This is a genomic window from Glaciecola sp. 33A, assembly GCF_002836745.1.
GTDB lineage: Bacteria > Pseudomonadota > Gammaproteobacteria > Enterobacterales > Alteromonadaceae > Glaciecola.
Genome location: NZ_PJAR01000044.1, coordinates 1 through 13,713, shown reverse-complemented (window position 1 = coordinate 13,713; position 13,713 = coordinate 1). Strand labels below are relative to the sequence as shown.

Annotated in this window: 12 protein-coding genes; 4 read left to right on the top strand and 8 right to left on the bottom strand. The window is 39.8% G+C overall.

The window, feature by feature from the left end:
• Window positions 1-4: 4 nt before the first annotated feature.
• The gene (locus CXF81_RS16095) at window positions 5-1,189 is read right to left on the bottom strand and encodes an iron-containing alcohol dehydrogenase (RefSeq protein ID WP_101182365.1); all 1,185 of its coding nucleotides are present in this window, start codon (window positions 1,187-1,189) and stop codon (window positions 5-7) included.
• 377 nt (window positions 1,190-1,566) lie between these two features.
• On the opposite strand from CXF81_RS16095, the gene CXF81_RS16090 reads away from it, so the two are divergent.
• Entirely contained in the window at window positions 1,567-2,613 is a 1,047-nt protein-coding gene (locus tag CXF81_RS16090; RefSeq protein WP_101182364.1) for a CaiB/BaiF CoA-transferase family protein, read from the top strand.
• Window positions 2,614-2,740: 127 nt separating this feature from the next.
• On the top strand, window positions 2,741-4,384 hold the full coding sequence (locus CXF81_RS16085; protein WP_101182363.1) for an acyl-CoA synthetase: 1,644 nt from the start codon (window positions 2,741-2,743) through the stop codon (window positions 4,382-4,384).
• A 190-nt stretch (window positions 4,385-4,574) separates the two neighbouring features.
• Here the strand turns inward: CXF81_RS16085 and CXF81_RS16080 are convergent, their stop codons facing one another.
• Window positions 4,575-5,021: a winged helix-turn-helix domain-containing protein gene (locus CXF81_RS16080; RefSeq protein ID WP_101182362.1), complete on the bottom strand. Its 447-nt coding sequence runs from the start codon at window positions 5,019-5,021 to the stop codon at window positions 4,575-4,577.
• Window positions 5,022-5,545: 524 nt separating this feature from the next.
• Between CXF81_RS16080 and CXF81_RS16075 the strand changes: the two genes are divergently transcribed.
• Both CXF81_RS16075 and CXF81_RS16070 read left to right on the top strand, forming a co-directional pair.
• The gene (locus tag CXF81_RS16075; RefSeq protein ID WP_101182361.1) at window positions 5,546-6,625 is read left to right on the top strand and encodes a DUF418 domain-containing protein; all 1,080 of its coding nucleotides are present in this window, start codon (window positions 5,546-5,548) and stop codon (window positions 6,623-6,625) included.
• Window positions 6,626-6,736: 111 nt separating this feature from the next.
• Window positions 6,737-7,561, top strand: a complete 825-nt coding sequence (locus CXF81_RS16070) for a DUF6134 family protein (RefSeq protein WP_198556420.1) — start codon at window positions 6,737-6,739, stop codon at window positions 7,559-7,561.
• 117 nt (window positions 7,562-7,678) lie between these two features.
• Here the strand turns inward: CXF81_RS16070 and CXF81_RS16065 are convergent, their stop codons facing one another.
• The 6 genes from CXF81_RS16065 to CXF81_RS16040 form a co-directional block, all read right to left on the bottom strand.
• Window positions 7,679-8,797 (bottom strand): HAMP domain-containing sensor histidine kinase, encoded by a 1,119-nt coding sequence (locus tag CXF81_RS16065; RefSeq protein WP_101183088.1) that lies wholly within the window; start codon window positions 8,795-8,797, stop codon window positions 7,679-7,681.
• Between the two features lie 121 nt (window positions 8,798-8,918).
• The gene (locus CXF81_RS16060) at window positions 8,919-9,596 is read right to left on the bottom strand and encodes a response regulator transcription factor (RefSeq protein ID WP_101182360.1); all 678 of its coding nucleotides are present in this window, start codon (window positions 9,594-9,596) and stop codon (window positions 8,919-8,921) included.
• A 154-nt stretch (window positions 9,597-9,750) separates the two neighbouring features.
• A complete protein-coding gene (locus CXF81_RS16055; protein ID WP_101182359.1) occupies window positions 9,751-10,956 on the bottom strand; it encodes a pyridoxal-dependent decarboxylase, exosortase A system-associated in 1,206 nt (401 codons plus the stop codon).
• Window positions 10,957-12,558, bottom strand: coding sequence for an acyl-CoA ligase (AMP-forming), exosortase A system-associated (locus CXF81_RS16050; RefSeq protein WP_101182358.1), 1,602 nt, complete (start codon window positions 12,556-12,558; stop codon window positions 10,957-10,959).
• Window positions 12,559-12,639: 81 nt separating this feature from the next.
• Window positions 12,640-13,440 (bottom strand): lysophospholipid acyltransferase family protein, encoded by an 801-nt coding sequence (locus CXF81_RS16045; RefSeq protein WP_232771973.1) that lies wholly within the window; start codon window positions 13,438-13,440, stop codon window positions 12,640-12,642.
• A 44-nt stretch (window positions 13,441-13,484) separates the two neighbouring features.
• On the bottom strand, window positions 13,485-13,713 hold a 229-nt coding region (locus CXF81_RS16040), incomplete at its 5' end, for an acyl carrier protein (protein ID WP_101182356.1).

Genomic DNA, 13,713 nt, shown 5'->3' with positions numbered 1-13,713 from the left:
ATTATTACATCGCCATTCTAAGAATTTCTTTAATATTGTCGGCACCTTCAACAGGTCGGGGATTTGTGCGTCCCCAAATGTCTTCAAGTGTCAAATTAGCAATCATGTCAAACTTATCCTTGCTAACACCAACTTCAGTCAATGTTCGCGGCATGCCAAGAAATCTGATTAACTCATCAAGCGCCTGTGACGCAGTTTTGTCTCCGGCACCTAAAGCGTCAGATATTCGAGTCTGACGGCTTGCATTGTGCGATTCATTCCATTTCAATACATAAGGGGACATTACACAGGATGTATAGCCGTGAGGCACATCACACGCGCCTCCCAAAATATGACCAATAGCATGGCTAGCCCCCATTGGTACTCCTCCTATAATTGGCACCATTGATTGCCATGCGCCCATTTGACATTTTAACCGTGCGTCAAGATCTTCAGGATTTTCTTTTACTTGCTTCAAGCCTTTAGCCAGCATTTGCAGGGCATTTGATGCTAAGCCATCAGCAAAATCATTGGATAAAAGTGAAGCTAGTGTTTCAACACAATGATCAACCGACCGCACTCCTGTTGATAACCATAGCCACTCTGGTGTGTGCACCGTCATTGCTGGATCAAGAATGATAGCTTTGGCCGCCATATTTCGATGCATGTACGCTTGCTTATGACCACTTACTTCATCGGTCGCACCAGACAACGGGTTAAACTCGCCGCCTGACAAGGTTGTTGGAATACAAATAGTCGCGATATCAGGAGCTGCATCAGGCATATTATCAAGTGGATTTATCCATTCACCCGTATCGGTGACATTTATTCGTAATGCTTCCATTTGTGCTATATCAGTTACATTATGCTTAACCAGAAGGGCTGCAATTTTACCTGCGTCTGTTACCGAGCCGCCACCAACGGTTAGTATTAGATCAGCGTTTACTTTGCGGGCTGCATCTGCAACTCTGACAACGTCCGCTCTCGGTGCGTGTGGTTTTATGCCATCAATGGTTACCGCGTGGCGTTCTCCAAGTGCTAACTCTATATCAGCGATCTCAGACGTATTATTCTTGAGCGAGCTACTAGCCAAAATCAGAACTCGTTTAAAATCATGTTGCTGAACTAACTCTTTTACACATTCACTAGCAGGGCGACCAAACATGACCTGTTCGGTTGCCGCTAAAATTACCTGATGCGACCCAGACATAACTATTTCCTCTTTTAAAAATCACTTAAATTTACTAAATACATTACATTTACTAACATTATCTTTACATACTACTACCATTTTTTACATACTACTACCATTTTTTAAATACTGACATTATTTTTTTATACTGATAGTATTAAATTATATCGGAAATATTTAATTATACTATTGAGTATATTTTTTAAATATATATACTTTGATATGAGGCTTTAAAAATGCTTTCATATAAAAAAAATAGAGTTTAAGTCGAGATACTAAGTATTGATGGATAGACAAATCCCGCTGCCGACTAAGATTATCAGACTCAGTCGCGTCAATATAAGCTAATGGCAATAGCGTCAGGCACAAATTTTACTATTCAATAAGGAAAGAACATGTCAGGGCCATTAGAAGGAATACGCATAGTGGAATTGGCCGGTATTGGGCCTGGACCTTTTGCGGCTATGATGTTTGCGGATCACGGCGCAGAAGTTATTACAGTTCACCGCCCAGGAGCACCTCTTAACCCCCGCGATCCTTTAAATCGATCTCGCCTTACCGTCGCTGCAGACCTCAAAGACAAAGACGACCTAGAAATGGTGCGTGAGCTCATTAATTCTGCGGATGGTTTAATTGAAGCATTTAGACCTGGCGTGCTTGAGCGCCTTAATTTAGCACCCGATAATTTAATTCAAAGTAATCCGAAATTGGTCATTGGACGCATGACTGGTTGGGGGCAAAATGGCCCTATCGCCCAAACAGCAGGGCATGATATTAACTATATTGCTATTTCAGGTGCACTCCATGCGTTTGGTCGAGTTGGCGAAAAACCCACTCCTCCGGTTAATACTGTTGGTGATTTTGGGGGCGGTGCAATGATGTTAGTTTTTGCAATGACTGCTGCACTGCTCAAGGCAGAAAAAACCGGTAAGGGGGAAATAATAGATTGCTCAATGGTAGAAGGCAGTTCTCTTTTAATGAGCACCGTTTGGGCCTTTCAAGAAACATATGGCTGGGAAATGGAAAGAGGCAAAAATTTGCTAGATTCCGGCGCGCCATTTTATGACACATACGAAACATTAGATGGTGAACATATTGCCATTGGCGCTTTAGAACAAGAGTTTTTCCACATCTTAATGGCGGAATTAGGCTTGTCTGATGACCCATGCATAAATGATCACCTAAACCAAAAACATTGGCCTAGGCTATCCAAATTATTCACTGATATTTTCAAAACTAAAACGCAGAGTGAATGGTGTAGAAGTCTGGAAGGAATCGACGCCTGTTTTGCCCCCGTTCTTTCTATCAGACAGGCAGTCGAACACCCACAAAATTCAGCCAGAGGTGCATTTATATCGCTAAATGGAGTTATGCAACCTGCCCCATCGCCAAGATATCAGAATGCACCACTACAACAGCCAAAACGGCCCAGACCTTTTTAGTTATTTTGTTTTAAGACCGCTTTACTCAACGATGTTTTTGTTGAAAAAAGTTTGTTAGGTTGATCACAAACTAAGGCTACTGAGAAAGGCAAAGTTCTGAGTAGAACATATATAAAGGAGCTTCACCATGACCGATAATAGTAACCCTTACCAAGACCATCTCGACAAGCACAGTGCAAATTTTACAGCCCTGTCACCGATGACGTTTATGGATCGAGCCGCCAAGCTATACCCAGAACGTACTGCGGTGGTTCATGGTGACACTCGCAGAAACTGGGCCCAAACTTACCAGCGCTGCCAGCAAATGGCCAGTGCATTGAGTAAATATGGTATTGGTAAGGGCCATACTGTATCGCTCATTGCCCCAAATATTCCTGAACATTTTGAATTGCATTTTGCCGTGCCTATGTGCGGTGCAGTGCTCAACTCCATTAATACACGACTCGATTCGGAAACCTTTGCCTTTATCCTGCAGCATGCCGAGGCCAAAGTACTGTTTGTCGATAGAGAGTTCAGTGAAATGGTCGCAAACGCGCTCAAGATCATACCCAATGAGTATTTGGTCATCGATATAGACGATCTTTATTGGCAGGGCGGCGAGTTGATTGGCTCAATTGATTACGAAGCGTTTCTAGCAACCGGTGAACTCAGTTATCACTGGCAGCCGCCCAAAGATGAGTGGGATGCAATTACGCTAAATTATACATCGGGCACTACCGGTGACCCCAAAGGCGTCGTTTATCATCATCGCGGTGCCTACCTCAATTCGATCAGCAACGCAATGTCTTGGGGCATGCATCAGCACCCAATTTATCTTTGGACGCTGCCGATGTTCCATTGTAACGGATGGTGCTTTCCATGGACCGTGGCCTTGATGGCCGGCGTTAACGTTTGTCTGCGTCATGTGCGGGCTGATGCCATCTTCGATTCAATCAAGCAGGAAAAGGTAGGCTACTTTTGTGGCGCGCCAATCGTGTTGAATATGCTCAATTTAGCTGATGATTCACTCAAGTCTGGTATCGAACACAAGGTTAACGTCATGACTGCTGGCGCGCCTCCACCTGCTGCAGTGATACAGGGGATGGAAGCGCTCGGGTTTACAGTGACCCATGTTTACGGTTTGACCGAAACCTACGGCCCCTCAGTTGTCTGTGCATGGCATAATGATTGGAGCGAACTGCCACTAGAAAAACAAGCTCAGTTGAAATCACGTCAAGGGGTACGCGCACCCATGCTAGACGGCCTGATGGTAGCCGATCCAGTCACCCTTAAGCCCGTGCCACAAGATGGCTTAACTATGGGTGAGATTTTTATGCAGGGAAACCTAGTTATGAAGGGTTACCTGAAAAATCCTACAACCACTAACAAGGCGTTTGAGGGAGGTTGGTTTCATTCTGGCGATTTGGCTGTGTGGCATGCAGATGGTTACATCGAGATTAAGGACCGTTCAAAAGATATCATCATCTCTGGAGGAGAAAATATCTCCAGTATCGAAATAGAAGATATACTTTATCGCCATCCGTCAATACAGGAAGCTGCAGTTGTTGCCATGGAGCATGCTAAATGGGGTGAAACCCCTTGCGCTTTTGTGACCTTAAAACCCGGACAGTCGACCGCTGCAAATGATATTATTAATTTCTGTCGCGACCGTATGCCACATTTCAAAGCCCCTACTAGAGTCGTGTTTGCGGATCTCCCAAAGACCTCAACTGGTAAAATCAAAAAGTTTGAACTTCGTGATATGGCTAATAATGACAAAGGTATATTATGAAAAGTGAAGCGTCTTGTTTCACTTCAGGTGGTAATGCATCAGTCTTAATGGTGGTTTCATGCAATTGAGGATGCATGCTCAACAAACAGCGCTTCTAACACGCTACTTGTTTTGACATGCAATCTGTTATCAACTCAGGGATAAACAAGGTATTATATATCTGGTTTTTTGATAAATGTTGAAGGGATTATTATCCCTTAAATATACTTTTGTTTTGATTAAACAGCTGATATCCCTTTCCATGGATTGTGATTATTTCTAAGTTAGACTTGTTTTTCAATAAAGCGCGTAATTCAGAAATCGCCACAGTGACATTATTGTTAACTTTATTATCTATTCCCCAACCATATACTAATAAGAACGCTCTACTGAGTGTCTTTCCTTTGTGCTCGTTGAAAGCACATAGAATTCTGAACGTAGGATTAGATATTCTGTATTTACTCCCTCGTATTGTTATAGCGTATCGTTCAATAAACACATCTGTGTCTATATAGATAGGATGTACTTGCTTTGAACATAAAATACAATACGTAGAACAGAAATTGTCTGCTATGGTGCGTTCACCAATTTGATGAGGTTCGGTAACCTTATTTTTACTCTCCTTCTTAGATTCTGCCGTCCGGCCAGAACTGAACATATTTCCTCCCTTAAGTTGTATTTTTCTCTGCTCTTATAATCAAATTTTTTTTGCCATATTAATTGTCCATTTAACTGTAGTACAAAATTACAAGATATCAACCTTTGTCGTTGCTGGTTTTCTATACTCGCTAATATCGTGTAGCTTAATAAAAATAGTCGCAATTAGTAATCTAGAGAGTAGAACGAACATTGCGGATGCCTTGTTTTACCGGAAGTCAGCTAATTTATCGGACAGTCGTGTTGTCGCTAATACCAAAGCGAGAGTAAGTCGAAGCACATTAATAATCGGTTAACACTAAAATGCTGTTTGCGAGCATCGCTGGAATTCACTCTTCTTACAGTAAAAATTGTAGACCCAATTAACCGATTGTTAACTTGGCTCGATATAACATGCTTGCATTGAAGTTATTCTTCATCTTTAGAATTTCAAATTCGTTAGGCACTTTCTATCTCATCCAAAGATTAGTTAGCTAGTTAATTTATTATCCCTATTAATAGATTTTATGTTTAAGAGGTATTTCGATGAAGCAACGAGTAGCAGGATATGATCTCGCAAGAGCTTTAGCGTTATTCGGCATGGTTATTGTTAACTTTAAAGTCGCAATGAGTGCTGAAACGGGTCATGCATTGTTGATAAATTTTGCAACCCTGCTTGAAGGGCGTGCATCTGCTTTATTTGTGATGCTTGCAGGTGTTGGTATCACTTTTTTAACCGCGAAAGCAAGAAATTCAGTTGATAAAACATTGGTATTAAAAACTCGTATCTCAGTGGCGAAACGCGGCTTATTACTTGTGGTCATGGGCCTCATATTTACGCCAATATGGGCCGCCGACATTCTTCATTTTTACGGATTTTATTTCTTACTTGCAGCCGCTATTTTTATGGTTCGAGAGAAGTCCTTATTGTGGATATCGATAATTATCATGTTGATTTTTCCAGTGTTGATGCTGCTGTTTAATTTTGAACAGAACTGGAATTGGGCAACATTAACGTATAATAACTTTTGGTCAGTTGATGGAATGATTAGGCACATATTTTTTAACGGTTTTCACCCTGTCTTTCCATGGGCCGCTTTCATGACTTTTGGTATGTGGCTGGGTAGACAAGACCTTTGCCTAAAGTTAATAAGAAAAAAGTTGTTTTTAGGCGCTCTGATTACTTTAGTTATCACTGAATGTAGTTTTTATTACTTACGAAACATGCTCGACGACTCTAGCGGATTAGCAATGACGGCTGAAGAAATCACATTCCTTTTTTCCACATCCATGATTCCTCCGTTGCCCCAATATATTATTTCTGCTGGCAGCTCTGCCGTTTTAGTTCTCATAGCATGTCTATATTTATCAGAACGATTCTCTGGACGAAAGATCACCCAGTATCTTTATCGAACAGGGCAACTGTCTCTTACCTTATATCTTGCACACATCATCGTTGGCATGGGTTTCCTCGAGTCTATTGGACGCTTAGAAAACCAAAGTATCGATTTTTCTCTACTCAGCGCATTAATATTTTGTTCGGGGTGTATAGCTTTCAGTGTTGTATGGCTTAGATTTTTTGATGTTGGTCCATTAGAGTGGGTGTTTCGAAAAATGGTAAAATAGCCGTGATAGCAATCTTCATCTGTAATGTAGGCGCAATAAAAAAAACCATCATAATTTAACCCATCCCTATTCGTTTTGAATAGGGACATTATACTCAAACAGGAAAAAATAATGCTCAGAACACCCATTTTAGCTGCAATGCTTATTGCCACCACATCAATCCAAGGACTACAAGCGGCGGACAAAGTGCACGCCACATTTAGCTACGATATTTTTGCTGAAGGCGATGACATCGGAGATATGCAGGTTCAAATCATAAAAAAACCAAAAGGTGGGTATCAAATTTTAGAGAGCACAACGATTAAAAAAAGCAGTAACTGGGATGAAATAAACCTCAAATCAACAGCAAATGAATTGTATTCGCGTGAAAATAATCTTGTTAGCGCAGATAAAAAGACCTTTGATCAAACAAAAGCCTACTGGTCAAAAATAGATAACTCTGGTGCCGATCTTTGGATGAGTTTTTCAGAAATAAAAAATTTCGCAGAAAAGGAAGAGAGTGAACTGCTTGGTTTTTCCATTGCAGTCTTAGATAATTTCATCCCCCAGGCAGGCGAAGTTCTCGGACTTTCTCAACTTCTGTTCGCCGATACAAAAGCGGCACCAATAAGTTTACGATTGCCTAAAAAATCGCATCACACCACGTTAGCCAACTTACCAAAATACTGGTCAATTCATCGACAAACGTTACCCGCCGAAATACGCTTATTAGATATTGAAACAACGTCAATTACTCAAATGAAAACTGAAGACCTAGGGCTTAAAATGAAGACTTTAGGCGGCAATGAAGTATCAACAAAACACTACGCCCTAACTTCAGAAACCAAGCCACCTCTTAATATCTGGTTTGCGGTCGATGAAAACGATATCCCCTATATTTTTGAACTCCAAATAGCTAATAGTAATGGGCTATTTACTATAAAACATAAAATGTAATGACTAAAATAATCATGCAATACCGAAACGTAATGTTGATTATTATTACCTTTATCTTCAATGTCGCACTTATAATCATGACCGAATACGTTGGTCGAATTTCTTCGACCTGACATTTTACTTAAACAATATTTGAACTTCCCTGCCGCCAACAATGTTGCGTGTTGAGTATTTCCAGCTTCCTTTATTACAAATTTTTTCAACCAGTATTAAACCTAAGCCATAACCATAGTCGGAATTATCCACACTAATCGGAGTTTCATTAGCATCTACATTTTTTATAAGTGCCACTCGTTCATCCAAATTAATTTCAATTCGACCATTGTTTGTGTACTGCATGGCATTTCGTACGATATTGCCCAAAACTATCTTGAATGAGGGAAAGTTGCAGGTGATGTTGGCATTGACACAATTGATCGCGATATCAACATTTTTATTGGTCAATAGATAACGACTATCAGAGACAATTGAGTGTATGGTCGACTTTAAATCAAACTGCGTTGTTTCAATGGATGAGCCTCCATCGTGATCTAACCACAGAAGTGTTTCTGAGAGCTGCTGCATGTCCTTCACTGCATTTTCTATTCTTAAAAGTGGTACAGTGAGTTTTGGAGAAACATGTTGAACTTCTAAATACATGTTCATTAGCTCAATATTCACTGAGGAAACAGATATTGGTGTTCGTAATTCATGACTAGCCGCTCTGAGAAAAAACTTATCTTTTTCAATCAATCGTAAATTTTCATTCAATGACACTGCTAATGTGCTGGCAAGTTCATTGAGCTCTTCAAATTTAAAATTAGGAATATTTATAATCTTATTATTTTCGTTTAATTGTGCTGTCCATTCGTTTAGATCTCTAAGAGGGCGAATGAATTTTAACGTCATATAGACAATCATGAAAATAGATAAAACAAACGTGACAATGACCGCCCATAAAATGGGTTCAAAAGCCTCATTCAAATAGGAATTGACTGACATTGACAGTTCTGAATCATCAGTTTTAAGATAAGCGATTGTCAGAAAATCATCCACGTTTAGCTTTTTTCGACCAATTAAATAAATCCGTTCGGATAACTTAATAGACCTAAAACCCGTCCATGAAGTATCTTTGCTTATATACAAAGCTAAGTCTTGAGGCATTTTTTCGGCCTCAGTATAAAACAAAAAATCTGCATCTTTGGGCAGTGGACTAGCGCGGTCCAACTGATATTCAGCCAGATAATTTTCAGACATTGAATCCATAATATAGATGATTGGAATATCGGTGCCTTTATCAAAAATTGTAGCCCCTTTCCAAACAAAAAAAGCCAATAATATCGAAATGATTATTATGCTTACGGATAAAACGTAATTTTTAACACTCCAGTTTCTGTTCTCTAATAGCAAAACCATGCCCTCGTATTGTCTGAATAAGCGTTGGCCCCGGCCCTAAAACATGTCGAAGCTTATGAATATGAACTTTTAAATTATCGCTATCTGGCTGTTCTTCCCCCCAAATAGCAAAAAGCAATTCTTCTTTAGGAACGAGGTCCGGTGAATTACGCATTAACACTTCTAAAATCGTCCAACAAATAGGCGTAAGTTCTAATTTTATACCGCCTCGAAAAACGGTCTTTTTTTGGATGTTCATCTCCAGATCATCAACTTTGAAAAACTTACTTAGCCCACTTTTTCGTTTTGATAACGAGTATATTCTGGCTAATAATTCGCTTAACGCGAATGGTTTTACTAAGTAATCATCAGCGCCAGAATCAAACCCGTCCAGTTTGTCAGACAGAGTATCTCTTGCTGTTAACATGAGCACGGGTACATCAATTCCCTTCAGTCTTAATTGCGAACAAACCTTTAAACCATTGATACCTGGTAAATTCACATCTAATACCAAAACGTCATAAACGTTGCTACTGGCTAAAGAAAGCCCAATATTACCGTTGCCAGCGAAGTCATGTATAATATTTTTGAGAGCAAAGAACTCCAAAATACTATTGGCTAAATCAATATTGTCTTCAACTAAAAGCACTCTTAAATTCATATAATCACCCTCTTTTTATATTAATGTTACTTGCCTTATATTGACAACGACCGCAGAAAAGACTGATACCTTCATTTTGTTGTTGCTCATACTATTTTCTGTCATCCGCAATGTAAAACTAATCCACGTACGACTAATACTACTTTTACGCTCTTTAGAGAAGCACTTCCAATGCTTCTCCTTGACTTAAAAATCCTTGGGGACTTGCTGATGCGCCGTAAGCCCCTGATAACATTACGGCCACGTAACCTCCTATTTCAGAAATCGGAAGGGATATATTCGATGCAATAATATCGAGTGGAGTACATAAAGGACCAACAATATCGACATCGTGGGTTACTTTTGATTCTATGCAATTGGCCAGCAGAACTGGATAATTTTTTCTAAATACCTGCCCTAAGTTACCAGAGTTAGCCAAATGATGATGCATTCCACCGTCACATACCCAGAAGGTCTTACCTCTTGACTCTTTAATATCAACTATTTTACATAAATACATACCCGCATTTGCGACTAAAAAACGACCTAACTCTAAGTGGATCTCTATATCCATTAACTCTTTATCTAATTCCTCTACTATTTTATGTAAACCCATGCACAAACTTTCAATATCCACTGGTACTTGGCCACTATGATAATTAATACCAATTCCACCGCCTATATTAATTTGTTTGGGAATAACATTGATTTGCTTAGATAACTCAAAGGCTAATACCAATGATTTTCGGTAAGACTCCAATAGTGAATCAACTGATAAATTTTGAGACCCACTAAAAATATGAAATCCGACGAAATTTATTGATTGCTCATTCATAGTCGAAAAAACGTCAGCAAATACTTCAGCATCGATACCAAATTGTTTAGCGCCTCCAGACATTTTCATGGCGGCTCCCTTAAGTTCAAAATCAGGATTGATTCGGAATGCAACGTTTGCTTTTTTGTTGTGTAAGGTGCACATTTGCTGGATCCGAACCAATTCAGTCTTTGATTCAACGTTTATAACGGCACCAGAAATAATTGCTGCCAGCAGACTTTTTTGCGTTTTCCCTGGCCCTGCAATGCTGATCTTACGAGGATCTATACCTGTACTTAGTGCAGTTAGCAACTCTTGATGAGAGGCTACATCTAAGCCATCAAGATAATTAGCGGCATGCGCAACCAAGTTAGGCATCGGGTTTGCTTTAATTGCATAATGTAGCTTTACCTTTTTCGGTAGTAAGTTTGTTAGGGCTATAATATTGCTTTTAATTTTATTGCGATCATATATATAGCAGGGAGTACCACCCGCTATATGCTCTAGTTCACTGGGCGTTTTACCGGCAAAAATAAGTTGATTGTGTTTTTTATCGATTGATAACATTTACTGTAATTCCAATTTAGAAGATATCTCCTGAAAAATATTTTGATACTTTTCTTTCAGTGCTGTCTTGTTATGTTTGCCATTAGGATTTCTGGGTATTTCTACGCAAAAATCTATGTAATGTGGGCTCATATAAGTAGGTAAGTGTAGGCTGCAAAAACGCCTAATAGAGAGCAACAGATCGTTAACCTGCAAACCAGGTTTAACGGCTATTAGTGCAACAATACCCTGGCCTAAGTGTGTGTGTGGTACGCCAAATGCCACGATATCTACTACCGAATCATGTTTATCGATAACGCTTTCAATTTCTTGCGGGCTCACCCTATACCCGGTGGTCTTGATCATGTCGTCATTACGTCCAACAAAATACATGAAGCCTTCTTTGTCTTTGGTAACAATATCACCTGACCACACGGATAACTGCTCGCTAGGTACTTCAGTGATTGTATTTGGGCTTGGTTTAAATCTGTAGTCAGTCATTTCTTGGTTCGCCCAATATCCTTGGGCTACGAGAGGTCCAGCATGAACTAACTCTCCTTGCTCATAGGGCTCACACTCTTCACCATTGGCATTTATAATAAAAATTTTCGCATTTGGTATTGCTTTACCGATTGACTTAGGACGCTTCAAGGCTTGTTCTGGCGGAAGAAAACAAGAACGGAAAGATTCGGTTAACCCATACATCAAAAAGGGCTTAACGTTTGGCATTTCCCTTACAAGCTTTTTTAAAGTTTCTTCTGATAAGGAGCCGCCAGAGTTCGTTATATATCGGAGATTTTGCGATGCTTCTTTAGGCCATTCCAAATTGGCAAGTTGATTCCACGCTGTAGGCACTAAAGCAAGCCCTGTAATCAATTCTTGTTGCACGACTCTAATCAACTCTGCTGCAAACAAATAGTCAAATAAATAACAGCTACCGCCAGATAAAAACGAAATAGTCAATTGACTAAAGCCATAGTCAAAACTAATTGGTAGCGCAAGTAACAAGCGATCAGATGAAGAACTATCTAGGTATTGAGCAACACTTTGCGCACCAAGAATTAAATTACGCTGAGTTAAGGTAACGCCTTTAGCTGGACCTGAACTTCCTGATGTATAGAATATTGCAGCGGTATCACTTTCTAGAATGTCTGGAAGAGAACTATCACGCAATGCGAGTGTGTGTAGTTGGGACCATGATAAAACGGTTGAGGAACTGGCGTATTCATCAGTATCATCGGTTAACACAATATATTTTATTGCTGCTGGTAAAACCGACTTTAGGGTTTCATATCGGGCCTTACTGGTTATAAGAATTGTTGCTGAACAATCAGACAGAATATGTCCTACTTGCGGTGATTTAAGCACAGGGTTGATAGGAACAAATATTCCTCCAGCAGCGCTTGTGGCAAAGATACTGATCACGCTTTCAAAGCATTTGGGTAAGAAAACAGCCACTCTTTCTGATTGATTCAGACCTAGCGACAAGAAAGAACGCGCGAGAGTTTCTATTTCTTCATTTAAGTGCGCATATGTTAACCATCGTTTCTTCTCGCCTATTGCAGGGCAATAAGGTCGTATCTCGGCTTGAACTTTTACCAGCTGATGAATTGTTTTTATCATTTAGAACCTAATATACTAATGCTGTTGTAAGTGTGTAATTGAATAAATTTGAGTTGCTGCCTCCTTAAAAGGTATGCAACTCTATCGCCATCTTTTGTAAAACCAGCACCATTGTTCTGGGTATTGGAGGATGATAGTTTCGAACTGTCGATATATTGCTTGCATTGCGAACTGAAACGCTTTTGGTGATTGTCCTATGGGAAATTCAGAAACCGTTTCAATGTGTATTGTATAAGTATTATTTTTTTGTAGTACGGCGTAAGCAATAAGCAATGGCGTTTTTGCATAGGCGGATAACATAGCTGAACCAGCAGGAGCGCTAGTTTTTTGCTGAAAGAAGTCAAGGTCTGTGTCACTTCCAAAGTGGTCCGAATGCAAACAAACAACGCCATTTGAGCCGATTTTACCCAGCAGAGATAAGAACGCACCCGCTTGAGATTTATCCACACAACAGACACCGTTCTTGGCATAAACACTATGCAGGCCAGCAGCGAATTTTGGGACCCTGGAAAGGGTAGTAACTCTTCCTGTTAGCTTTTGCAAGGCAAATGGAACCGCTTCGTAGCAACTAAGATGCATAGTCGCGATGCTAAGAGGACCACCTGATGTGATTAAGGCTTTTGTTGCTGCATCCATCTCAAACGTGTATTCAATATCTTCAAACCAAAAATTTTCTAAAACGCCAAAAACGATATACTGATAAGCAGTGACTGCTAAATATCGTATTCTGTCATCACTTTTTTGATCCGGCATCGCCATTCGTAAATTATTGATCGAACGTTTTCTGGTTTTTGGTGAGAAAGCAAAGATTAGTCGGGCAATGCCAAACGCTATTTTCTTTCTTGCTGCTCTATTTCTTAACTTAAATAAGAAAATTATCACTAATATCGTCTTAGCGGCGACTCGTTGAGATAAGGTTAAACCTTTCATACCGTTAATGGGTTTTTAATGAATGATGCTAAGTTACCAAACGTTTCAAAGTGTTTAGCTTCGAGGTCTGCGATATCAATCTCCAATGAAAATCGTTTTTCTATTTCTATTAAGACTAAGACAATGGACATTGAGTCCAGCTCGCTTAGTTCTCCCAATAACTTCGTACTATGCATAAAATTTGAGGTGTCTATGTTTAAAATTTCTGATAACACATCTTTTAAC